At 44.4% G+C, this 23703-nt stretch carries 23 protein-coding genes; all 23 read left to right on the top strand.

Annotation, left to right across the window (positions count from 1 at the left end; translation table 11 throughout):
- The first annotated feature begins 76 nt into the window (after positions 1-76).
- The 23 genes from ACTWJ7_RS14430 (at position 77) to ACTWJ7_RS14540 (ending at position 23531) form a co-directional block, all read left to right on the top strand.
- Positions 77-736 carry a glycosyltransferase family 2 protein gene (locus ACTWJ7_RS14430; protein WP_301877651.1) on the top strand — a complete coding sequence of 220 codons (660 nt, stop codon included), beginning with the start codon at positions 77-79 and terminating at the stop codon, positions 734-736.
- Positions 714-1508: a hypothetical protein gene (locus ACTWJ7_RS14435; RefSeq protein WP_443145557.1), complete on the top strand. Its 795-nt coding sequence runs from the start codon at positions 714-716 to the stop codon at positions 1506-1508. Before ACTWJ7_RS14430 ends, ACTWJ7_RS14435 begins: the two co-directional genes overlap by 23 nt.
- Positions 1493-1819 (top strand): hypothetical protein, encoded by a 327-nt coding sequence (locus tag ACTWJ7_RS14440; protein ID WP_443145558.1) that lies wholly within the window; start codon positions 1493-1495, stop codon positions 1817-1819. Before ACTWJ7_RS14435 ends, ACTWJ7_RS14440 begins: the two co-directional genes overlap by 16 nt.
- Positions 1788-2426, top strand: coding sequence for a hypothetical protein (locus ACTWJ7_RS14445; protein WP_094936933.1), 639 nt, complete (start codon positions 1788-1790; stop codon positions 2424-2426). The genes ACTWJ7_RS14440 and ACTWJ7_RS14445 overlap by 32 nt, the downstream gene beginning before the upstream one ends.
- Before the next feature lie 261 nt (positions 2427-2687).
- Positions 2688-3509 (top strand): hypothetical protein, encoded by an 822-nt coding sequence (locus ACTWJ7_RS14450; protein ID WP_094936932.1) that lies wholly within the window; start codon positions 2688-2690, stop codon positions 3507-3509.
- Positions 3510-3635: 126 nt separating this feature from the next.
- A complete protein-coding gene (locus ACTWJ7_RS14455) occupies positions 3636-4121 on the top strand; it encodes a hypothetical protein (protein ID WP_285078678.1) in 486 nt (161 codons plus the stop codon).
- A gap of 200 nt (positions 4122-4321) precedes the next feature.
- Positions 4322-4477: a hypothetical protein gene (locus ACTWJ7_RS14460; RefSeq protein ID WP_236703702.1), complete on the top strand. Its 156-nt coding sequence runs from the start codon at positions 4322-4324 to the stop codon at positions 4475-4477.
- Between the two features lie 66 nt (positions 4478-4543).
- Entirely contained in the window at positions 4544-8350 is a 3807-nt protein-coding gene (locus ACTWJ7_RS14465; RefSeq protein ID WP_443145559.1) for a hypothetical protein, read from the top strand.
- Positions 8351-8364: 14 nt separating this feature from the next.
- Positions 8365-9015: an S-layer homology domain-containing protein gene (locus ACTWJ7_RS14470; RefSeq protein WP_053784469.1), complete on the top strand. Its 651-nt coding sequence runs from the start codon at positions 8365-8367 to the stop codon at positions 9013-9015.
- A gap of 39 nt (positions 9016-9054) precedes the next feature.
- Positions 9055-9258, top strand: coding sequence for a hypothetical protein (locus ACTWJ7_RS14475; RefSeq protein ID WP_443145560.1), 204 nt, complete (start codon positions 9055-9057; stop codon positions 9256-9258).
- 29 nt (positions 9259-9287) lie between these two features.
- Complete coding sequence (locus ACTWJ7_RS14480) at positions 9288-10127, top strand: hypothetical protein (RefSeq protein WP_443145561.1); 840 nt, start codon at positions 9288-9290, stop codon at positions 10125-10127.
- Complete coding sequence (locus ACTWJ7_RS14485) at positions 10124-10477, top strand: hypothetical protein (RefSeq protein ID WP_443145562.1); 354 nt, start codon at positions 10124-10126, stop codon at positions 10475-10477. Before ACTWJ7_RS14480 ends, ACTWJ7_RS14485 begins: the two co-directional genes overlap by 4 nt.
- A gap of 13 nt (positions 10478-10490) precedes the next feature.
- Positions 10491-10640 (top strand): hypothetical protein, encoded by a 150-nt coding sequence (locus ACTWJ7_RS14490; RefSeq protein ID WP_443145563.1) that lies wholly within the window; start codon positions 10491-10493, stop codon positions 10638-10640.
- Entirely contained in the window at positions 10625-10924 is a 300-nt protein-coding gene (locus ACTWJ7_RS14495) for a M23 family metallopeptidase (protein ID WP_443145564.1), read from the top strand. The genes ACTWJ7_RS14490 and ACTWJ7_RS14495 overlap by 16 nt, the downstream gene beginning before the upstream one ends.
- Positions 10921-12291 carry a M23 family metallopeptidase gene (locus ACTWJ7_RS14500; RefSeq protein ID WP_443145565.1) on the top strand — a complete coding sequence of 457 codons (1371 nt, stop codon included), beginning with the start codon at positions 10921-10923 and terminating at the stop codon, positions 12289-12291. Before ACTWJ7_RS14495 ends, ACTWJ7_RS14500 begins: the two co-directional genes overlap by 4 nt.
- Before the next feature lie 14 nt (positions 12292-12305).
- A complete protein-coding gene (locus ACTWJ7_RS14505) occupies positions 12306-13613 on the top strand; it encodes a hypothetical protein (RefSeq protein ID WP_443145566.1) in 1308 nt (435 codons plus the stop codon).
- Positions 13613-14029, top strand: coding sequence for a hypothetical protein (locus ACTWJ7_RS14510; protein WP_094936927.1), 417 nt, complete (start codon positions 13613-13615; stop codon positions 14027-14029). The genes ACTWJ7_RS14505 and ACTWJ7_RS14510 overlap by 1 nt, the downstream gene beginning before the upstream one ends.
- An 18-nt stretch (positions 14030-14047) precedes the next feature.
- Entirely contained in the window at positions 14048-14458 is a 411-nt protein-coding gene (locus ACTWJ7_RS14515) for a hypothetical protein (protein WP_094936926.1), read from the top strand.
- Positions 14459-14469: 11 nt separating this feature from the next.
- Complete coding sequence (locus ACTWJ7_RS14520) at positions 14470-16389, top strand: hypothetical protein (protein WP_094936925.1); 1920 nt, start codon at positions 14470-14472, stop codon at positions 16387-16389.
- A gap of 16 nt (positions 16390-16405) precedes the next feature.
- A complete protein-coding gene (locus tag ACTWJ7_RS14525) occupies positions 16406-17401 on the top strand; it encodes a hypothetical protein (RefSeq protein ID WP_443145567.1) in 996 nt (331 codons plus the stop codon).
- Between the two features lie 8 nt (positions 17402-17409).
- A complete protein-coding gene (locus tag ACTWJ7_RS14530; RefSeq protein WP_443145568.1) occupies positions 17410-17538 on the top strand; it encodes a hypothetical protein in 129 nt (42 codons plus the stop codon).
- 99 nt (positions 17539-17637) lie between these two features.
- Positions 17638-21711 (top strand): hypothetical protein, encoded by a 4074-nt coding sequence (locus ACTWJ7_RS14535; protein WP_443145569.1) that lies wholly within the window; start codon positions 17638-17640, stop codon positions 21709-21711.
- Positions 21702-23531, top strand: coding sequence for a hypothetical protein (locus ACTWJ7_RS14540; RefSeq protein WP_443145570.1), 1830 nt, complete (start codon positions 21702-21704; stop codon positions 23529-23531). The genes ACTWJ7_RS14535 and ACTWJ7_RS14540 overlap by 10 nt, the downstream gene beginning before the upstream one ends.
- Positions 23532-23703: the final 172 nt, after the last annotated feature.

The raw sequence follows: 23703 nt of genomic DNA on the forward strand, positions 1-23703 counted from the left end.
GAAAAGTCTTTTTTGTTGGATACGCTGAAGATTGGCGAAGAACAGTCTACACTATGTGAAAGGGGAGGGATGAACGGTGGCTGACGTATTCATAGGTGCTCCTGTGAGAAACCGGGCATGGATTATGGAGCGGCACTTGCAGTCGCTCAAGCAACAGACAGTAAACAAGCGATTTTTTTACATTGTGAATGATAGTGAAGATCAGACAGAACAAATTTTAAATGATCATCAAATCTCGTATATGACTTATAACTTGGGCAAGACATGCGGTCATTTGCGCGGTCAATACTCCTATCACCATCTGGCGCAACTAAGAAATATACTTTTGGATGAGTTTCTGAAATCGGATTGTGATTATCTGTTTTCCATTGATACAGATATCATTATTCCTGAACAGAGCCTGGAGCGCTTACTCGAAAATGAGAAGGACATCTGTGCCATGCTGATTCGAAATCACCCAAGATTAAAGGCTCATAATGCAATGATTGGTGGAAAGCACGTACAAAAATTCAGCGAGGGCGTAATCCCCGTTGATTTGACAGGTGCCGTGTATCTGATTAAACGCGAAGTTATTGAAGCGGGAGTTCGATATGGTTCACATCCGATTGGTGAGGATGCTCCTTTCTGTGAGCAGGCTCAGCAGCTTGGTTATGGACTATATGTGGATACACGGCTTCGTCCGGTTCATGCCTATGAGGAAGGAGTGGAGTTGGTTGCTGAATTGGCTGGTACATAGAAGTAGGCAAAAAAACGCATGTATTGAAAGCATTGAAATGACGATCATATATCCACCTGCACTCGATTGGAATCTGTTGTTTCAACGTCCACAGCAATTAATGACCGCATTCTCCAAGATTCCAGGGGTGCGTGCTATTTTTATTAATGAAGAAACGTATAAGAAACAGAGCCGTCCGATTGAAAAATTGAATGACGACCTCTTCCTTGTGCAAAAGGGTATTAACTATGACCATCTAGTCAAAGGAAAAAAGGTACTCTGGTTCTCCAGTCCAGGTCAGTATAACTATGGGGATGGTCGTAATTTTGATTTTACCGTATTTGACTACTTGGACAATTCAGCCGATGAATTTGCGGTGTGGAAGGATTACATTCCGAAATGTTTTGAACGAGCAGATCTTATTGCTACAACGGCTAAGGTGATGTACGAAGCTCATAAAAATGACGGCAAACCGATCTTTATGTGCCCGAATGGGGCGGATTATGAGCATTTTAAGAAAGCGCGTGTATCACTCCCAATACCGGCAGACTTCCCCGAAGTTAAGGAGAGACAAAAGGTTGTGGGATTCCATGGGGCTATGGCTTCATGGGTGGACTATTCACTTATTACCGACATTGCAGACAAGGGATATCATGTAGTTCTGATAGGAAACAATGCTCTGTATCAAAAGAACATTGTGCATCCGAATATAACTTGTCTTCCACATAAGGATTACAGAGTTCTTCCGCCTATATTGCCCAATTTGATGTTTGTATTGTGCCATTCAAACTGACAGAAATGATCCGTGGATGTGACCCGATTAAATATTACGAATATTTGTCTGCGGGCAAGCCTGTTATAACGACTCGTATGGAGGAAATCGTCAATAAATACAGTGATGTAACCTACTTTATGGATCGCCATAATTGTGGGCAGATGCTTCAGAAAGCAATTAGTGAGAACAGCGAGGCCAAAATCGCGGCCCGTGCAAAGGTGGCAAGAGCTAATGGCTGGGACAGCAGGGCTATGGAAGCTGTCAAAATGATAAATCAGGTGATAGGAGGCAACGCGGATGAAACAGATGTTCAAACGAATTTTCGGTAGCCAGGCGGCTAAGCCGCCAATTGAAGTTGAAAAAATAGAGGTTCAAATGAGTGAGTTCAATTTTGAAAAATATGTGCCCCAAACCAATACAACCATTGTATATCTGCCTGCTATAGATTTTCACAGTGAACGATTTGGGCGTCGGCCACAACGACTGTTAAGAGAACTTGCGGCGATTGGTTATCATGTGATTTATATAAATTCCAGTGATGAGTTTTATCAGGTGGATGCATTGGAGTATCCTCACCCTGAGCTTCCGAATTTTGTCGTGGCTCGTGTTGGTCAGAATGTTCGTCCGTTGTTTCAGGGTGAAAGAGTCATCTATTGGGTGAATGACAGCCGCTTGGCAAGTTCGGTCGAGACATCATATCCTAATCTGGTTGTATTCGATTCACTTACGGATCCCGACCGATTTGAAAAAGACAAGCACAAGATGGAAGCTGTTGCTGACGTAGTGTTTATTACACCAGAGCGAATTTATGAGCATGGAAAATACTGCTCTCATGTTCATCTGATTACTGCCGATGAATTCGAAATCAAGGAGCGAGCAGAACAGATTGCTCAAATTATAGATGAATTGCCCAATAGACCGGCCCCTCTTATGTAGGGGTCTTTTCTGTTTATTTGATCTTAATAGAAGCTGTTCAGCTTACAGAGAAATCCCGTTTAAACTTTCGTTCAACGTATTCAGTGATATGTGTTAGGGAATGAGATTAGCGTTCTACACTATGAAAAGCAGAGACAGCCACCAGCCAAACTGCTTGGAGGAATGAAATTCTGATCTTTTCAATCCTTCGACCAGCCGCAGGCTCATGTAAGTCTCGGTAGCTAAATAATGATATTACAAATCTAAGGAGTGGACTGTTCAATGGCTAAAAAAATGATTATCAAAGGTGTAGGTACATTCATGGCGAAGCGTTATCCTACAGACCCGCTGGGTGCAATTGAAGTAATTACACTGGGTACCCTGCAAGATCTGAAAATTGACCTCAATGTAGAGCTGGAGGACATCTTTGGGGGTGATGGCCTGTTCGCCATCGACGTACTGGTGAAGTCGAAGTCCATTGAAGTATCTGCTACAGATGCTAAGTTCGATCTGGATGCGATTCAGCTGATGATGGGTTCAACCGTACAGGAACAAGTGAAGTCCTACGTATGGGTTTTGAATGAGCAGGATACTGTAACTACTGGCGCAAATAATTCCGGATTTGTTGAAGTCAAACCCAAATATGCAAGTTCAATTTATGAAAATAACGGAGATATTACGGTTCGTCTCAAAGACTCTAACAAGTTGCTGAAACAACTCAGTTCAAAGGCTGCAGCTGTGGCACCGGATGAATTCTTCTATGATGAAGCAAATGATGTTGTAGTTCTGAACGCTGCGCATATCAGTAAAGAAATTGTGCTCAACTACAAACGCGAAGAAGTGGTAGACATGGTTGATTTGCTGGTTGACGAAGTGCCTTTCCCAATCTCTGTGATTCATCATGGTACATTCCAGCAAAAAGATGGCTCTTTTGCAGGAGTTGAAACCGAACTGTACATGTGCCGTGCCAAAGGTACATTCAGCATCAATGCTCAGCGCGCTGCAGCATCGGCGTCTGCGATTTCCTTGCAGATTCTTGATCCTGAACGTGCAGACGGCAAATTGGGAAGCATCAAACGCTTTAGCGCAACAAGCAAAATCTAAGATCTCATACGATGTTCCATTGCTCCTGGCAAGGTATTTTACGGTGTCTGTGTCCTCCCCTGCACAGACCCTTGCCTTGCCAGGTTCTTTATTTTACAGGGGAGAGTATGTTCAGGGGAGGTTCTAATGATGGTGGAAACAGAACAGGAAAAGGCTGAGCGTGAGCTGGCGGAACAATTGAACGAGGAAGCTGCCGAACGAATCAAAAATGATCCGGCGAATAAACGGGTAACCCCCGAGGAAGCCGAAGCTGCTGAACGGGCATTCTTCGAAGATGATGAGATTATAACACTGCGTGATCGGCGGAAGTACCGCATCCCGCCATGTAACCTGAAGGATGCACGTCGTCTGATGAAACTGCTGAAAACGGTGAACATCGACGCCATTATTCTTAACTTTATTCCAACAGAGAATGATGAACTGGATGCAAAACGACAACAGGACTTATTTGATGTGTTGGCTATGGCGTTTAAAAACTATCCGCACATTGTGACCAAAGATGAACAGGGTGAGTATGTCATTAATCGAGAATATCTGGATGAGTACCTTGATTTAAATACGGCTCGAAAAGTCATTGATATGCTTATTGGTCTAAATGGTCTAAAAAAGTAGAACGCGCCGAGGGTGAGCCTCTGGAGGGAACCGAAATCCGTGATGAGGAAACGCAAGAGCCAATTCACTGGGGAGAAATCTTCTTTACCCTTCACAAGCACTGTGGGCTGAACAAGTGGGAGATCTGGGAGTACACACTCCCTCAGGTCGCGGAGCTGTGCAAGTCAGCCGAGAAATATATTCAATTTGAGGTTGAATTAATGACGGCACCTCTTCGCATGTTCGGTGGCGGCAGAGGGGAAGAGGAAGTTGGGGAAGATGGAAGTATTAGACGTAAACGGACCTTTGATGACGCGGACTACACAGAAATATCCGAGGATGACATCGGTTTGCTTGCACAAGCACTTGGAGGATAAGTGAGAGACGTCCCGTTTGCCTACACTAAGGTAGAACGGGATTTATGTATAAAGGTGGTGATGAATTTGGCTAATACAGAAGAACAAAAACACTCTTTAACCCAAGAGATATTAACGGATGTGGAACAGTCTGATATCCGAACCGCAGACCTGAAAGATGGAAATCGATCAGGCATTCAATCCCTTGTTCAGCGTGTTGAAGAGATGAGGGACGATATGCAGTCCCAAATGATTGCAACGTTAACCAAGGATTTGGAGACATTTTATCGTGGGGCTTTCAATGAAATGAAAGATCTGCCGGAAGCTGGTTCACAGGAGCTATTGAACTCCATGGGCAACATGATGAAATATATCTCCTCAGGCAAAGCCATAGGGTACTCACCCACTATGCTGAAGGAATCACTTGAGTCGTCACGTCAAATGGATGACCAGATGACCAAGGCCAATCAAAATTTCGAGATCAGATCATCAGGTCAGACAGGTCAAACAGACGGGATCGTCAAGGACCTGCAACGGATTGCACTGCAGCATGGCATGGATCAGGAGGATGTGGGTCTCGCATATCGCATTGGTTCCCGTTCCTATGATAATCCTGAGGAAGCCACAGCCTTTGCTAAAGAAGTCGCCAAGTTGAATTCGTTTGACAATGTGGATGTAGAGAAGACTGCTACGGGCTTGGAAGGTATTTCCACTGCTTGGGAACTGAGTGGTTATGATCTATCCAAAGTGACGGACATGATGCTTAAGGCTGCAACTATCTCACAGATAAACATCCAGGATCTGATCAAGGCCATGCAACAAACGGTGCCTGCATCGGGTGAACGTGATGGTGAAGTAACAAAAGAAGATGCTCTTGCCCGTTTCATGGCTACGTCTTCATTGTCTCTTCAGGAGAAAGGCCATTCAACGAGTGGTGGTTTAGCCCAGGATCAAGCATCAGTTGGCGCTCTTGAGGAGCAACTTAAGGCAGTTGACGAGAATAAAGCTTCCATGGTTCCGCGGACAGAGACAAGAGATAACTTGCAATTTCGTCAAAGCCAGTTCCGTACTGCATTCCAAATCTCTACATATGAAGCCATGAAGGGGTTGAAAGAGGATTTTTCTGGGCTCCAGACCTATCTTATTTCGTTCTTGCGATTAATTGGAGACCAAGCCAGCGGTATTTCAGATCATATGGAACTGATTAATCGGATTATGGAAGAAGCAGGTGTTCAAGTGGCCTGGGACAAGTTCGCCGATGTGATGAACAAAGGAGAACAGACACGTTATGGTATGGGTGATACAGGTACAGTGAAGAGCGAAAGCTCAGGAGGCAACACATCCTACCCAATCGGAGTTGCTGATGTGCACCGTGCGGGTGTAACGCAGGAAAGGGCAAGACAGCAAAACCGTCTTCGTGCTCAAGGTACCCGTAAAGCGGAGATACAGACAAGGGCAACTGCCAAGCAAGAAGAAGTGTTCAAGCTACATACTAGACGAGATGAACAACAATCACTCTATGAGCAGGCAATCCAGAATGGGAATTCAGCAGCTTCTACCTTTCACGCAGGGGAACGTGACCAAGCGGAGAAGGAAGCCAAGGCCAAAAGCAGGGAACTTCGTCTGTTGCGTGAGGAATTGAATTCACTCGATGAACAGATCGCGAAGACAAAACGGAGTCTTGAATTTCTAAGCCGTGAGTTGGATGAAAACGGAAAAGCGATTATTCAGCTTGAACATCAAGCGAGAATGCTGATGTTGGCGATGGATGATATGGATCTGGATGCTGTGGAGCTTCGAAATAAGTTGTATTTCCTGAATGCCGAGTTCCTTTATGGCTCAACCGATGTTCAGCGTTACGAATCCGAGATCCAGAAACTGCGCAAACAATCGATTCTGTTAAATGATGTGCTATCCAAATTAAGAAGTGAAGTGAATGCCCTGAATGCCTCATTCAGACAGGGATCAATGGATGCTGCGGCATATATCTCCAAATTGAAGGAGCTTGAGCAGGCTCAATTGGCAGCGATGATGAACTCTTCTGGAGGAATACTGGTCGTTCCGGGTACGGGAAGTGCAGGTGCCGGATCAGCTGCAAAAGATGATAAAGATGAAGCGAAGAATAAAACCTTTGTGGCTCGACATGAAGACCTGATTAAGGATGTCATGAAAGATGCGATAATGGATGAATTCAATCCGGGGGGCGATTCCAAAAAGGAAAATCAAAAGACCAAAAAAAGGGGCCTACTTTCCAGATTTAAGGACATGAAAGAGACAGGCAATCGTAAAGCATTTTTTGACAGCAATGCTCCGACTCGTGATGAAGGTGGAAATATTCTTCGAGATAGACAAGGTAATTTGATTACTCAGCGTGCTATCAATGCGGAGCGTGCTGCACGTGGGATTAAAACACCGGGAAAACTTTCGAAATTAGTGAAAACCGGCTCAAGGTTCTTAAGACCTTTAAAAGCCGTACCAGGGCTTGGTGTTGCAATGGGGGCCATGGATGTAATTACAGGCCTTGTTGATCCGCTTAGCAATATGGGCAAGTCTGAAGCGGAGAAGCAGAATATTCGGGCTACAAACAAGGAAGAGTTGGCAAAACAATTCAAAGATGTGGAGCAGTCATCTTTTATAGGGAAAGTATGGAAGGGACTTAACCTGGGGATGGATGCCGCTATATCCGGGACAATGAGTACGGTATTTGGAGACAATGCTACCAATAACAAGTTTGGCGATTATGTGGATGGATTCAAAGCTTTGTGGACTGAAAATGGCGGAGATGCGGTCGAGAAAAAGTTGGCCAAAGAGTATAACTACGAGCAAGAGAAAAAAGAGTCGCAGCTTCAAATGGACAAGGAGTCCGGCAAGGCGCCTGAGCAGAACGCTCAACCACAATATGTGCAGCCTCAGATTCAGTACATTCCTGCTGCTGGCGGAATGGGTACCATTGCTAACGGGTATACACCTCAGCCGCAAAGCAATGGCATTGATGAAATGATCGCCAAGATCAATCGTCAGCTCAACAAGTCAACAAGTGACAACGAAACGAATTATCAAGTTGCTCGATCCCGTCTGTTAATTAGCGGTGTCCGCGAGGATTCTGGCCAGATGCGCGCTCTGATGGAGAAATATTTGCAAGAAAATATCAAGTTTTTTGATAAGGCGATTGCTAGTTTGCAGAAGACGTATGACAAGATGGCTGAGGGCAAGGAAAAAGACGAACTCGGTCTGGAGATTAATGAGAAGAAACAGCAAAAGGCACAATCAGAGCTTGAACTGAACGGTGTTAAAAACAGTAAAATTGATGAACTCAGACGCAAGATGAATGATCAGCTTGAGCTGACACAGTTGGATTATGACAAACGAATGTACGATCTTTTGGCGGCCAATGGGGGTAAGGAAGATGCACCAGAATTGATTGCATTGAACAAATCTCGTGCATCTGAGCTGAACTCACAAATGAGTTCGATCAAGCAAGAATGGCAGAATTTGCTGAAAAGTGGCGTGTTTAAACCGGGCTCGGATGAATATATGGAAATTTTTAAACAAATCCAATCATTGGGTGTAGAACAGTCCAAGAATCTGGCCGAAATCAGCAAAAAAATGGATAAACCTATATCTACATTCAACATTCCAGCAGGACTTAAAGTCATGGATTACTTTGATTATATGACGACAAACAATACACATAAAAGTGTGATGGTTGGGGCGGGCGATGTCACGGTGCATGTGAATATCGACAATATGACTGGCAGTACAAAAGATGTGGAGAAACTGACGTCTTCACTGGATAAGACACTACGGCAGAACAACCCGGGTCTTGTAAACAGGATGGCTAGTAATGTCGGTGCAAGAATGGGGAGCAATTATCCCGTATCTTTTATTAGGTAAGGAGGGCATCTGATATGTCACAGCAAGACCCGTTTGGCTTAGTTAATGACCGGTATAAAAGAAAGCTGTATGTCGATACAGGGATGAAGTTCGAACCTGTGATGGGTCGGATTATTGATCCGTACTCTTCGCCGTCGCCCAATCCGCAAGTGAGGGAAATTAAAATGATTAATGCTCCCTCGCATTTCCATCAGATGGGTGTGTCTTCGTACAAGTCCATCATTAACATCCTGTTTAAAGACAAGCAGTCCTATCATGACTACGCCATGTACGTAGGCTGGACGCACAAATTTTATGATGAAAAGGGCAATATTTATGTTGGTGTTGTAGAGTCCATCAAAGTCGACCCTATCTTCTATCATCAGGATACGATGGATAAAGATCAGAAAGGGTACAAGGTCGAACTGACCATGACCCTGATCAAAAAAGATGGATATGACCGCAAGAGTGCGGTTCAGTTTCAGGATTTACAGACGACGGAAGGTAAGAATCACTGGGCAAGACATTCCATTGAACGCATGGCTGATTTGGGGCTGACTGTTGTAACAGAATTGGACGGCACACCCATTCTATACTTCAGGCCGGAAGATTTTATAACCAGAGCAGAATTTGTTACTTTCCTGATGCGCACCAAGCGTCTGTTGGAACGAACAATTCGAGAGTAGGGTGACCTACTCTCTTTCTGTCTATTCTAAAGATAGGGGGTGTTTATCATACGAAAATGGGTTGATGTAAACGAAGGGGACTGGTTCTATAACGATGTTATGGAAGCCACGAATATGGTTTTGGAAGATGGTGAAGTCTTTGTTGCGGGGATCAACTATAACAAGTTTGAGGAAGGCAAGCCTTTTGTATATGAGGAAATCAAGGGACAAGCGGGGAAACCTCATTTAGTCTGCCTGTTCTGATCAAGCCGACAGATAACAATCCACTGTATGTGTTTATTGATGGTGTTCAAACGATCTACCAAACGGCTGAAACCAATAGCAAGGGTTTAACGGATGTAGAGTTGTATACCGGTGTGAAAGCAGGTCAGGTGGTGTCCTTCTGTAGTTATGGAGAACCGTTGCTGGACAGTGATTGGAAGAGGCCACCCGTGTCCTGGACTGGAGATCTGCCCAGAGCTGCACTTAGTGCAGCGACGACATATTTCTACGATCCATTCAGTCGTAATCATCAGGAATATTTGTATGCAGCAGGGCAGCCGCTTCGCAGACTCAGTATTCCTTCCGAGGTATGGGCAGATACCATGGGGGATGCAGCGGCAGTAACCAAAATTGCAACAAAGGCAATCGGTTATCGAACAGATGTCTATTGTGTCAGTCCTGGGGGATCAGTGTTTCTTCCCTTTAATCTGAATGGTGTCACTTGTAAGTTCAACTATTGGACGAAGAATAGCGGTGGCGCATTCAAATTCAAGAGTGAAGACATTAAAGCGACAACCCTCAAGCCGGCATACAATAACTGTTTCTTTCCTAAAGCGATTATACAGCGGGGAGAAGCCTTTCATCTGATTAACAAGCTACGCAAGGTATTCTATGCCAGATTTACGGACAAGGAAGCACCAACGACGGGTATAAATGAGCCTATTACGGCATTTCAGGGACAACGGGTGTTTAGACTTAACGGCAATTATCCAGCAGGCAAAAAGAAACTTAAAGTTACAGTGAAATTCAAAGAAGAAAAAAAGATAAAGTCCAAGAAACTCCGGCTTATTCGGAAATTGACAACCATACGGTTGTCTTCAATCAACCTTTCTCAGAAGGCGACGAAGTGACTTTCTATTATCTCAAGGATGTGAGCGAAAGGTTCGCAGACGTCGGAAAAGATTCGGCCATTTACTATCAGAACAAAGATGAGCGAGTCGTACAGAACAAGGATGCATTCTGGAAAATGGCTGTCTCTGAAATGGAAGACGAAACATTTGCCAATAATGATCCGCTGATTGCAGGCATCAATATCAAGAAAAAGGTGGATGGTGCAGCAGTGGTAACGAATATGGGCAGGCCTGTAGGTGGTACGGAACCGGATGAGACATGGTTTTTGGGTAACTCTGCTATGACACGGGCTGAAGCCGTGGCCTTCCTGGACCGATTCATGAAGTGGACCATTGAGCGATTCAAGTAAGGGGAGATAATATATGATTCCAATTTCGGATGAGGTTATGAATGTGCTGTCCCAGCGTCTGAAGCTGGGGAAGGAGCACTTCCCAATATCCGGGTTGAAGTGGACAGGCTGGCATTTATCCCGGGACGGACAGAAGAGTTCAGGCATATGGTTTCTGAGCTAGTACCTGTCATCAGTACACAATCCGTTTGGGTGGATGAGTCGAGTAACGGGATTTATAATGGCTCGACCGAAGCTACCGCCCAGGATATTTGTTTTCCGATCAAGGGTAAAACGCTGATTACCACCGAGGTTACAGATGAATTTGGTGCTCCTCGTAAAAGCGCGTCAAAAATTCACCGAGGCATCGATTTATGGGAGCAGATCGGAACGCCAATTCTGGCTGCATGGGCGGGAAAAGTAGTCCGCATATCCCGGAATAAACAGAAGGTGCCGGTAATGCCGTGAATATAAGACATGATAATGGTATTATTACCAAATATTTTCATTTGAAAGAAATTCTCTGTTCGGTGGATGATGAAGTAGCTCAAGGGGCGGTCATTGGAACACTAGGCAATACGGGTGGCGTATATACCAATGGCCATAAGGTTTCTGCTGCTGAACGTGCAGCGGGTAAAGGGAGACATCTACATTTTGAAATTTGGGAAGGGGTTAATCCAACAACGAAAACCGGAGAAGGTGGTAAGGCGGTTAATCCCAGATTATATCTGAGCGGACAGCGCAAACTGCACGGAAATGCGAAAACAACATTTACTGATGTAGTGCCGGTTCAGGTTGAAGGATATCCAGGAGAGATTAAACTGAATGAGAAATTTGATAAACGGAACTGGTATGAGAAAAGCGTTTATACAACCGGATTAAAATTTTCAGATTACGCCAAGATCGAATCGGGCTGGACCCTGTTTGATTCAGGAGGCAAGTTGCTATATACGTTTGAAGGAAAAGCCGCGGTAGTCGAATTTGAGATCAACGTGACTAAACTGAGCATGCCTACTCAAGGGCTTCTTAGTATTGGAATGGGGACTAATTTTAGTGAAGCGGCCGGGGATTCTTTCGCTGTGGTGATTGATGGTAAAACGTATGCTTATGTCAATAAGTTCACCGGGGCATATGACCTGACTAAACTAACGGAATTGAATAATATTGTGATCCCCGCAAAGGCCAAAAGCATCAAAATTAAGGTGACTTATGGGGGCAAACAAAACGCCACTGTTCCAGCCGGCACAGTTCCTGCTACGAAGGTGAAATACAAAAAATTCGCCATTGATTATATTCGTATACAAGAGTTGTTGCCTGCTCCGTTGAAGAATCAAAAGAGTGAAGAAGGACTTGATCCGTCCAAAGGCTATTATCAAACGAATAGCTATGAAGGTTTTGTCATGAACAATAGGCCAGAATCGGATTTTATTCAGGTTGGATCTTTTGTCTATATGGACACGCAAGTTCTTCCCAATATCATTAGTGCCGAAATTGATGATCAGTTTGACTCTGAAGCCAGGGAAGCACGGCTGACCATCTCCAATCCCAGAGGATTCTTTTCACCGGACTATAATCCTGCCCATTTTCCCGAGCTTGGGGGCGTCCCATCTCCATGGTCTTATTTTGCCAATGGATTCCATGTTGGAGTTCTCAGTGAAAACACACCGATACGCATTTACATGGGCTACGGTCAGCATATGATGCGGGTATTTACCGGATTGATCGACAAAGTCGACATTAATGGTGAGGGCTCTACCCTGGAGATCACGGCTCGAGATATGTACAAGCGCATTATCGAGAAAGTCATTTCGGAGAAAAAGCTTATCCAGAGGTAGATGAGATTGATAATGTGCCGGATCCGGTGCCGCCTGCAGCGGTAGGGACGGACCGGACATCAACCATTATTCAGGCTGCCCAAGCTCAAGCTGCAAATTATGGTGTACCGGATCACAAATTTTTGCTTGCAATATGCAAGCATGAGACCGTACTTGGCACACAAGGCATGGGTAAGGAAGAGAACGGCAGTTTTATTCTTGGATACGGAATCCCTAAGAAGGAATACGAAGGTATTCAGGAGCAGATGAAACGTGGAGCAGAACGGATGTCCAAAGCACTGGCTTCCAGAGGGAAGAAAGTGACTTCCAAGGCGGATGTACTGTATTTCCATAATGGAGGAGACATCGCTCCAATGATCTGGAGTGAAGATCGTGATAATTGGGTGAACAAGGTATGGACCTTTTATCAGGAGATGCTCGCAGACCCGGCAAGCTGGACCATTACATCTACATCCACACCGGCGGTTACACCGACACCAGCTCAGCCTGTGGAACTTGAAAAGCCGGCCTGGGTTAAATCCACGGTTGTACTAGATCTGGTTAAACATGCAGGTATGGTGGGGTGGAGGGCAACCAGTGAGGATCGCTCTTATCCTGACTATGTGATCGACGAGACCTATCTGATTGAGGTGAATCAGAAGACGGGCAGAGTCATTGTTCCGGTACCGGGACAGGAGGGTGAGTTTGAAGTCAAGGATGCAAGTACGGTACTTACGCCCAATGGATGGCTTAATCCATTCATTGAGGAGTATGGCAAAACGTTTGAGCAATGGTCCGCCAAAGTTACGGAAGCCGTTCAGGATATTATTTCGGAGATTCCTTATCGAAGCTACTGTGACCGTTATGGTACATACCGATTGGAACGCTTGAATTATGACAAACCGGTCGTTGCCGAGTTTTCCGAGAATGACAATCTGATCTCCATTACCAAATCGACGGATTGGTCCAGAGGAAGAAGTCACATCGTGGTTATCGACTCGAATCAGCAACAGAGCAGTTTTGTGGACAAGGAGATCTTGCTCGAACTCAAAGGTGAGATCCGAACTATGGTGCTAGCGGTTCCTTGGGCGAAGACTGTTGAGGCCAAGAGGCAGGTGGCAGAGCGAGCTTTTTTTGATATGAAACGTATGTGCCGTACGCTACAGGTATCCATTCCTGCGAATCCTGCTCTTGATCTGCTTGACAACGTTATCGTGACGGATAAAACGACTACCACCCGCTCCGTTTACACGATTAAAAGTATCAAAACAAGCTATTCCGTGGATCGGGGCATGCTTCAGGTCATTGATATGATGTGGGCAAGAAAGGGAGTGATGGTGTAATGGCCGGCATCGTGAATGAAAATATTGTTTTTCCTGTGCTGGATCTGATCCACCGGGAATTACGCAAGTATAGCAGTACTTCAAATTCGAACAGTTCTCCTCTTGAGGGGGAACCTTCCGTTACATTATATCGGGAACACATGCAGGACCCGGACAGGGTGACTGGAGCAGACCTGTTCTACGAATCGGAATGGAAGGTTTCAATCTGGATGAAGTTCGGCTCTGAGGATGAAGAAGACTTTCCTTCCGGGGTGGGCTATTCCCACCCGGATTATGAATACTACAAATATTTCAGGTTAACACAGGTGACCGCCCGCACATTTGATCCAAGTGGAGATTCGATGTTCACCTACAATATTGGTCTAAATTATGATGACGACGGACGCTTAACTGGAACGAGCGTAAATCGTATATAGCATGTAGGGGGTGGTTCCATGGCATTTAATGTTTCTTACATCGCGGGTGGCGTCATCGACAAAGTGCGCGAGCTGCCGTACCCACACTTCAGTAAAAAAACGATCCCTTTCATACGGGGACAGATGTTGGACATTCCGGCGGCCAAGACCACCAAGTCCGATACGTTTACTCTGGCGTATGATACGGAGTTTCTGAGCATTGCGTTTGCTGCGAGTCACTACTGTGTCGGCGATTACTGGGAACTGACGATCGGAACTGAAAAGGTGTGCCACACCATCTATGCGAAGGAGCTTCCTGAGTCGGTATCCATGGGTAACAGTTTCGGAATTGTCTACCCGATTCCGGCGGGAACGATCATTAAGTTTGACTTCTTCAACGCGGTGGCTGAAGCCAAGTCGGTCTGGTACAACATCAAATTTTTGAGATAAGGAGGGTGACGATGGCACTGCAAAAACCGCAGACGAACTTTGCCGCCTATATTGACGGAGAGTCGGAAGCACAAAATCTGATCAACACGTTGGCCGATGAGATTGTGAGTGCTGACATTCCCAGAGCAGAAGGCGGGATTGACGCAAATCGTTGGGAAAAAGTCTATGAGGCTGAACAAGATTATTGGGTAACATACACCCCAAAGACTCGTCCTAACATTCAAGGGAAGTACCTTCATACGGATGGTAACTTGTATGACGTGGTTAAAATTCCTGACTACAGTAAACTTAAATTCAAGAATGGAACACCTGCTGTTGAAAAAGATGGATTTCTCTATGAAGTAAGGTCAATTTATTGGGATCCAGTCGTAGAGGGCAGCGAAGTTCCTAAAGTAAGAGATAAGGATTATGGTAACTACAAGACGGGAAGAAAGATTCAGGTCGTTCAGTTTTCTTATACTGATAAGATGGGAGATACTATTTTTGTAGATGTTCCTAATCAGCTTGCAATTTTGGTTACAGATCTTACTAAACCTGATGGTGTTTCTGCGTATATTGTAAAGCAGAGACAGACTCTTAGTACCGGTGAGGTAGTTTATTTGGATGACTGGAATGAATTCGAACTGGTTACGGAACTTCCAGATGACTGGAACTATGCTCTGAAGACGGCTTATCAGTGGGAGTATGTGAGATATTACGATTATTATAGTCCGTGGACAACGTTAAAGAACAGTCTCGTAGAGCCTAGTAAATCCAAATATACGTTTACTGAGCGTTATTATACTGCTGATCCGGTCCATGATGTGCCTTCAAGAGTAGTAGTTAAAGGTACACCAACGGTACCCACAGGAATTCCTGTTCGAGAGTACTCCGTTATGTTTGAGCAACCTACGAATGACTGGAACTACATTAACATTTATTATGGCGAAGACTTTGAGGGTATTAACGCAAGTGGAGATTCGTCGACCACATATACAGGGGCTTGTGATCCAGCTACGGTTAAACCGGGTTTAACGCCTATAGTAATAGATCAAGCCAAAGCACAAGCAATCTATGAGATGTGGAATACTGATACGATTGTCAAAACTTTCATCCCACCATCCACGAAGTGGAAGTTGGACTACGACGGGAAAACAGAAATTGTCAGCCCGGCGGCTCGCTTTTTCCATGGGCGAGATTCTACAACGTCTTGGCTGCCTAACAAAAAACGCAGACCAGATTACCTGGTAGCCTACACGCTATCGGTAAATAATGATCGGGTTATCGTTGTTCTTGAAGGTGATCCTTCACCGAATATCCACAGCTATTATCGAAGTTTTGGATACATAGGCAAAATTGTTCCGTTCAATGACTTTGACCATGGCGGGAACTTCGGGGTTACGGTTGGTATGGGTGATTTGCGGACGGATATGACAGGTTATACGAAAAAAGATATTTTAACCGACCTTAATCCGGATCTGTACGCCAAATATGGGGAGTACACTTCAAATGGCATGGATTCCATGTCCATGTTGAAGACACGGAGTAATGTCCTGTTCCAACGTTATTACCCGGCCTTTATTTCGCATCTCCCGAATTACCCTTCTGTCGGTACGCTTCCTCCGGGGCTGTCCAAACTTGTTGTCGATACGGACGGTTTCCAGAAGTCCCTCTGGACAGGAAAGTATCACGCCAGTCCAATCTACCTTGTTCATCAGGCTGAGGGGTATCGGGGATATATGGATGGTGTGGTCGCGATTTACGATCATAATCTGGTTAATCGTGATGAATTAATCGTAGATACAGAGATTTTGAAAGATAAGTCTAACCCTTCTCTGGGCACATGGACAGAAGTTTATAAATTTTTCAGTATCAAGAGCCCGTTGAACCTCTTCAAGCATTCACCATCACCAGACGTTATTACCATTGCATTTTTGAAAGAGATAAAATAAGGAGGACTACTATACAATGGCAAACTTTAAATATGTAGAGACAATCACCACTTCCCAGGACTTGTTGACAAAACTGAAAGAGGAAGTCACGGGCTTTAAGAGCTTCCCTTTTGAGTCAACTGCGAGTGAGACCCAGGAACAAAATTTGTGGGAAGTATTCTATGAGGAAAAGGACAGCAACGATCGCGTTCAGGAACTCATTCTTCGTGGAGTTATGACGATCGGTACTCAAGCAACTCCAATCACCAAAAAATTCTATGTTAGCTTCATCAATCACGCTTTGGTACCACGAGTCGTTGCACCTGTTCCGGCTTATGAAGAGCATAGTACTCTAACTGTACAGTTGCTTGAAGGACTCGAGGGCAGTGAGCCAACTACATTACCGGTTACAACCCGACCTACGTTCAAGCTGACAGGTCATCCGGTACTTTACCAATGGGCATTGGAAAACTATACACCAACGGATCGAAATAAAGAGAAACCTGTATATATGTATGTAAATGTCATGAACAACCGCTTGGCGATGGTTCTTGTTGCAGACCCTGCGGTGAACTTCCTTGATTACAAAAAATCTTTCCTGTATGCAGGTGCCTTGAAACCGTTCAAATACAACCTGAATGATGTAGACGGTAACGTGATGCTCACAGCCGGTGCCGTGATTGAGGAACCCGATATTTCTCAGATTGCCAAAACAGGAACATACTATTATGGTCAATATACTTCTGCAGGTAACAACACACTTCAGATGTTGAAAACTAAATCAGGTATTGAATTCCAGCAGCATTACCCTTCCTTTATTACACAAGCTCCACCGAAAGGTAAAGCGTATCTTGATCCGGAATTGGGGATACAGGTCTGGAACTGGAACCACAAGGCTTCCAGGCATCGAAATGGACTTCCAAATATCACTTGTCTCCAATCTATGTGGTTCACCCTTATGAGGGCTACCGCGGTCAATTCGATAACTGCATCGCAGTTACGAAGCATAATATCCTTCACCTCGATGAGTTGATCATTGATGTGGAAGGTAAGTCTTGGAACCAAGAAGTGTATCGTTACTTCGATACAGATACAGCACAGAACTTTATGAATCTATCTGCCAACCAACGCATGGGCGTGGCCATTCTGAAGGAAGTACGCTACTTGTAAGTTGAACTGAATGAAAGCTGAATCGTATAGATTCAGTGAGAGGGAACTTTCTGAGACTCCACTCAGGGGTTCCCTTTTTCATTGGAAGGGGGCAGTGACGTGAGTCAAGTAGTTAACCAGTACGATTTTACCGTAATAGATTATACGACAACTCAGTACGGCTACCTGTTCACTGTTGGAACTACAGGAAGCAGGCCTGAGGATTATCGATTTATATATATGCCTTACAGCCGTTATCCAAGTGTCCTGATGCTTGATTTCTATATGGCAAGATCGATTTCTCACGGGTTCAATCATCAACTTGTGGAAGCGATTCGCAAGGATCTTGAAGGAGAAGAACGGTTTATTGTTCTGGGTGATGCCAAACAGGGTAAAGAAGGCATTCTACCTCGCTCTTCAGAAGGAACGGGCTCGACAACTAAGCAAGGCAATATTATGGATTTTTCATTTGAGATGGAGAGATCTGCGTTAATTGAAGCTTTGGAGATGGATCATCGGCAAGAAGGTCATAGGCTAAATGATGAGAAAGTATCAGCCGTCGATGAAGATATGACAGAAGGCTGGCGGGTGGATAACGACAAAGAGCTGAAAATTGTGCGGAATTTGGGTCTTACCCGTAACTTTGTAAAGAATTTGGACAAGCTGGAGCCCGGCAAAATCAGTTTCAGGGTCAGTGATTTTGGGATGATTGCCGACTATGCAGATAGCGCAGAGGAAGACAGTCAATCCGAATTGGTGATTAAGCAATTAGTGCACTCCGTCAGAAATGATAAACCGGATATGGATGTGGCAGAGGTTTTCGAGGAAGTGAAGAAGAATATCGGACGATCAACGGAGAACAATTTTCTGTTGGAAGCACTCCAAGATAATCTTAGGACTACAGTACTCGGGGAAAGTATTCAGTCTCAGAAGGTGAGCAGACAAAATGTAGAGCTTCTGTATCAGGACTTGCTTGGGCAAAGGGAGAGCGGTAAGGAGACATTTACCGAGGAAGCTACCATCATCGGGGCGAGGATCTACAATGACCAGCAGTTATCTATTTTTTCAGAAATGTCTACAGCTTTTATACGCCGATTTCAGGAAATAAAGTATATGCATATTGATCGGACGAGCCCTCAAGGTACAAGAGTATATAACACTTCCCAGCTGGCTCTCATGCGAACGCTGGGTGGTGCTATACGAGAGACTACATTTAGTGGTATGACCACGGGGAAAATTGCTCAAGCGTTCAGGGACATTGAAGAGAGTATATTCCTGTCACAATTGAATCAAGCTACTCGCGACATTGAGTATGAGATGATGACTCATGAGAATGTGCTTGCCAAATTGAAGGACCGTCAATACCCGACATTTCTCCATACGGATATAAGAGGTGTACGCCAAGTCGATAAGAGACTTCATCTCCAAGATGATCTCGGTCAAAGCACCCGTGATCGATATCGATATGAGCCAGTACTTCGTCCAAGTGATATTCTCTGGCATCCGATGCAAGCTCAAAGAATTATAAACAAACATCCTTCAACTATAGAATCGGACATTATTTTCGCCAAAAGGGATATAGAGTCAATTACCGATGTGGAAAGGCAATTTCCATGGGCTGTTCGAAGTCATGCTGAAGATATGAACATCATAAATGATCTGACTACTGCTCAGAGAGTTTATCTGGAGAGCATGTATATTGAATATGAACGCCCTGAGGCTCGACGGATTTATGTGGTGCAAAGTACTGTTGATCGTGATGCGGATCAGGCTTACCGCGAAAGTACAGAGTATGGTTTCGTTTTCAGAGATCTGCAAGAAAGCAGACGAATCAGCAAAATTCCAGGGTATGTAGAAAGGGAAAGTACAATAGGTAAACGAGTGTTCGTAGAGGCTCTTGAATTACTTAGTAATCTTTCTCTAGGTGAAAGACAGAGTAAGCTCGAAACCTATATCGAGGAAAGATTCCATACTGCAAAATTAGAACAAAGGAAACTTTTTATTCCCAACATTGAGGAAAGTGCAGACAGAAAAAAATCCTTTAATGGTTATACGACAGAATTAACAACGGCAGAGAGAGCGCTGGCCCATGATTTATGGTTACCTGAGTTTGAGGAACATCTGGCTGAGAAAAAAGTGATACGTCCTTCCCTGTTCGAAAATTTAAAAACGTTTGGAAAGAACGATAATCAGAAGCAATTGCATCTAACAGATAAACCACTTGAATCGCACCGAGATCGTAAGAAGATGGATATGGAAGCCATTCTTCAGTCTATTCGAGATATGGGTCGGCCGACGATGATTCGAGACGAACTCTTGGACAAATTGGTTGGTGGAGGCTGGTTGGGGAATAAAGCGTACCCTGGATATCTGGACGAGGAATTCATCGTTGGGGAGATCTTGCAGAACAGTCCTGCTGTCATTCTGGAAATGATGATGGAGGCTGTGAATGATGATCGTGCTTCTAGTTACTTTGACGAAAACTTCCTGATTGGGGTTAGGGAACGGGTAGATGCGTTAATCGACTGTGGGATCTTGACAGCTGACAAAGAAGGAGCAAGGTCAGGTATTATATCCTTTAATTTCGAAGGTTCGAAGAAATCTCAGATTGGTGTTATTGGGAAGGAACTTGCAGAAGCATCGAAAAATTTGAGTGAAACAATACTTGAAGATGAATCCCTATCGGCTGAAATGAACAGACGTAGGTCCACTTTAGAGGCAGACGATTTCGAGGGAGTAAAAGTGAAGGAGAATCTGCATGGCGAAATTACGGAAGTAATTTATGGGGCAGATTTTAATGCAAGGCCGGCTATTATTGAGGCTGAAGATCCATTAGGCTACCTGATCCCAGGCGGGGGATTATATCCAGACGATCCGGCGTATCAGGGAAGTAAGGTTGAACGTAGAGGACAAGCCTCTGCCGAGTATACGGCAGGAGCAAAATTTGAACGTGATGGAGCGACTCTCGATCATGGTGTCATGGGTTCCAGCGGAAATCGTGAAAGTGTACTTCATACCGAATTCAATATGGGTGGGGCTTCCCGCGACCGTTATGGAATCATCAATGAAGAATACACACTGGGTGGCACGAACTTGCGCCAGATGCTTTTAAACACTGAAAATCTCATTGGAACACCAGTGCTTCGTGAGGGATATTCGAAAGAACATGAGGCTATGGGAACAATTCCAACAAGAGAAGCTCTATTTACTGAAGAGTACTCCATAGGTACAGCCAAGATTAGACAGTTGTATTTTAATGAGAGCTATTCTATTGGATGGATTGAACTACGCCAAGCAGCTATTGATATAGATTATTCTCTGGCTACATTGATATGGAGACCGTCTTTTCTTAGCAAGGATTATTCCATAAGCAGCGCAAAATCTCGAGATGGTGAAGCAGAGATTAGAAATACATTCGGTTCCTTGTGGGCAAGGGAAAGTGCGATGGATATTGAGTTTAATGCAGGAATGCGCCAAACTTGGGAATCGACTTTGGAAAGCGTCGCTCCTGTAGGGAACCGGGGAGATCTTTATGGTATGCTGCAAAATGAGGTGTCTCTGGCATTTACAGAAGTGAAAACTGCTGACCTTGACGATATTCTGTTGGCTGATTCAATTAAACGCGAGGGCCAATTGAGCGTTGATATCATTTCGGATAACATAAACAGATTGTCCTTCATGCTTGAAGAAAACCATTCCACAAGAATCATGAAACATGCATCAGTCCATGAGGTTGAGAGTGAAGTGGTTAAATTACGCTTCAGCCAGTTGGATGATGAGGCTGTGTACGGTGGCAAAGGTATTAGGGATGCGGACTTCATTGAACTGATTTATGAAGCGATAAAGGGTAAAAAGGATTCGACACTGGAAGATACCTTGGTTATAGGATCGAAGGGTACACGTATAGCCTTAATGGAGGAGTCCCTTCTTTCCATTCATCTGTATAGAGATACTATAAATTTCGATAATGATGTTGTCTTTGCCTGCAAGAATACTCAGGATGCTTACCTTCATGAGACAACAGAGAGCGTTATAGAAAAGATTGCTAATCTTGAAGAACAACTCGTAGCGGACAAACCGAAATATGGTTACCTTGATCCTGTATTGCCACTGGGCGGTACAAATCTGAAGTATGGTGATGTCCCAGTGGAATCGGTGGGGGCACAGGCCTCAGCTATGGAGATATGCCTATAGAAATAGTTGGCGGAACGAATTTGAAATACGGGGATGTTCCGGTTGAGATTGTAGGCGGCACAAACCTGAAGTATGGAGCGATTGAGAATGTGCTCTCAGCAGATAAGCCTCAGTATGGCAATATGGAAGAGGATCTGTTGGCCGACAAACCTCAATATGGACATTTGGAAGAAAATATTTTCGGATTGAAAAATGTTAAAGATTCATTTCTTCATTCACAGCTTCTCGGCTTGAAATACGGTAAAGAAGCTGACTTGATCCAAACTATTGATTTAAATAAAGATAGTAGATCAGCATTCCAGCATGACAACCTTTTCGGGAGGAAAGGTGAACGATGGGCACATACCCATGAGACGGTCGATGATGTAATGAAACTGCGAAATGGATCGCTGGATCAGGACATGTTATACGGAAACAAGGAGTTAAGAGAATCCATTTTGGAGATGGAACTTGTTGGATTCCAATATAAGCAGCTGGACCTAATCCAAAGCGAAGATGCTTATCTTAAAACGAGAGACGTTCATATTGAAGATGACTCGTTCATGAGCTCCAGAAGTTCTTATGACGCGTATAACCATCAATTGGATTCTGGAATGAACTTGTTAAGAAGCACGACTCTGGATTGGGAGCAACTTGCAGCGGGGAAAATAGATCGATATGGTCATTCACATGAAATGGAAAGTGGCGTTGCGGGTGAGCGAGACGGTGACCATTTCGATGGGATATATGGGACCACACTACAGAGGTTTGCTTTCTCAGGTGAGGAGTTAAGTTACGGAAATAGTCTTCCATACACAAGTTGCATTGTTAATGATGGCGAGACTTTTGGCAGCAAGTTAATAGACCCAGGTTATCTCAGTAAGAATGATTTTGAAGGGATAACTGAGGAACGTGAAACTAGCATAGAGAGAGAGTTACCGACAGGAATAGCCAATGCCAGACTATCTGAAATTGAGGATCCTGATCGGCTCATGGCTTCATTTGAAGAACGCTGTTCTCAAGTCATCACAGGTTTTATTTTCGCTGAAAGGCCTGAGAAAAGAGCAGAATATTTGGAACAGCTACACGCGTTTCTTCCTGAGAGAACAGCTCATCTCATGGAGATTTATCATGAAGCCAAGATGGAACCGCGAGATAGCTTCACACTGACTGATCATCCAGTGGGGCATCGTGAATCCACTGATGCTTACATACCGATGATGGATACGATGGCACAGGGACTTATATTCGATTACTCAGATGATTTACTGGATCGAGGGATGGATCCTGAAGATTGGGAGGGAGGCTTGGGCGTACCAGAGGACTACGATCCGAATGATCCGTTCAATGTATACTATCCTTACTCCAAGGATATGGATGCTTTGGAGCTATCCCAGTCTGATGACTGGAACAAATTCGGTAAGGGTGATTGGGATCGGGACCGATTGATTGGAAAGTTTTATTCCAAAGAAGATACGAAGGACATCAGTGGATGGTATCGTAATAATTTTCTGGCAGAGACCTACAAGTTCTCCGTTGACTTCAAGGTTGATACGGACACGGATGGTGACGGTGCAGGAATTATATTCAAATACTTTGATGAAAATAATTATTGGATGTTTATGGTTCACGGAGGAGACAGTGATAACAGCCTGGATATGAGGACACCGATGCAGTTATATAAAATCGTTGCTGGCAATCCAACTGCAGTAGGTTCTCCGATGCAACCGTTTAAGTGGGAGAAGAATAAATGGTATACATTGTCCGTATCAGTCATGGAAAACAAGCTCCAGATCTACACGGACTCGAAATTACAATATGATCTTACGGGCACCGATTAACTCGGTGCTCTTTTTGTCGTATAGAGAGATTGGGAGGTGATTGGTATGGGTCATACATTTGGTTTGTTCTCCAAGTCACAGAAAGGTGTATTGTTCGCGAATATGAGGGCGAAGATTGCGGACGAAAGTTACGACAACCCTAATAACCCTGCGTATTTACCGCAGAGTCCCA

Origin of the sequence: Paenibacillus sp. 1A_MP2 (genome assembly GCF_052244825.1) — a bacterium.
In the GTDB taxonomy this organism is placed as follows: Bacteria; Bacillota; Bacilli; order Paenibacillales; family Paenibacillaceae; genus Paenibacillus; species Paenibacillus vandeheii.

Coding starts and splice junctions, on each gene's coding strand:
- ACTWJ7_RS14510 (WP_094936927.1), top strand. CDS start 13,613: ATGGCCGGCATCGTGAATGAAAATATTGTTTTTCCTGTGCTGGATCTG.
- ACTWJ7_RS14525 (WP_443145567.1), top strand. CDS start 16,406: ATGGCAAACTTTAAATATGTAGAGACAATCACCACTTCCCAGGACTTG.
- ACTWJ7_RS14540 (WP_443145570.1), top strand. CDS start 21,702: ATGCCTATAGAAATAGTTGGCGGAACGAATTTGAAATACGGGGATGTT.
- ACTWJ7_RS14495 (WP_443145564.1), top strand. CDS start 10,625: ATGGTTTCTGAGCTAGTACCTGTCATCAGTACACAATCCGTTTGGGTG.
- ACTWJ7_RS14520 (WP_094936925.1), top strand. CDS start 14,470: ATGGCACTGCAAAAACCGCAGACGAACTTTGCCGCCTATATTGACGGA.
- ACTWJ7_RS14470 (WP_053784469.1), top strand. CDS start 8,365: ATGTCACAGCAAGACCCGTTTGGCTTAGTTAATGACCGGTATAAAAGA.
- ACTWJ7_RS14445 (WP_094936933.1), top strand. CDS start 1,788: ATGAAACAGATGTTCAAACGAATTTTCGGTAGCCAGGCGGCTAAGCCG.
- ACTWJ7_RS14455 (WP_285078678.1), top strand. CDS start 3,636: ATGATGGTGGAAACAGAACAGGAAAAGGCTGAGCGTGAGCTGGCGGAA.
- ACTWJ7_RS14460 (WP_236703702.1), top strand. CDS start 4,322: ATGACGGCACCTCTTCGCATGTTCGGTGGCGGCAGAGGGGAAGAGGAA.
- ACTWJ7_RS14515 (WP_094936926.1), top strand. CDS start 14,048: ATGGCATTTAATGTTTCTTACATCGCGGGTGGCGTCATCGACAAAGTG.
- ACTWJ7_RS14490 (WP_443145563.1), top strand. CDS start 10,491: ATGATTCCAATTTCGGATGAGGTTATGAATGTGCTGTCCCAGCGTCTG.
- ACTWJ7_RS14450 (WP_094936932.1), top strand. CDS start 2,688: ATGGCTAAAAAAATGATTATCAAAGGTGTAGGTACATTCATGGCGAAG.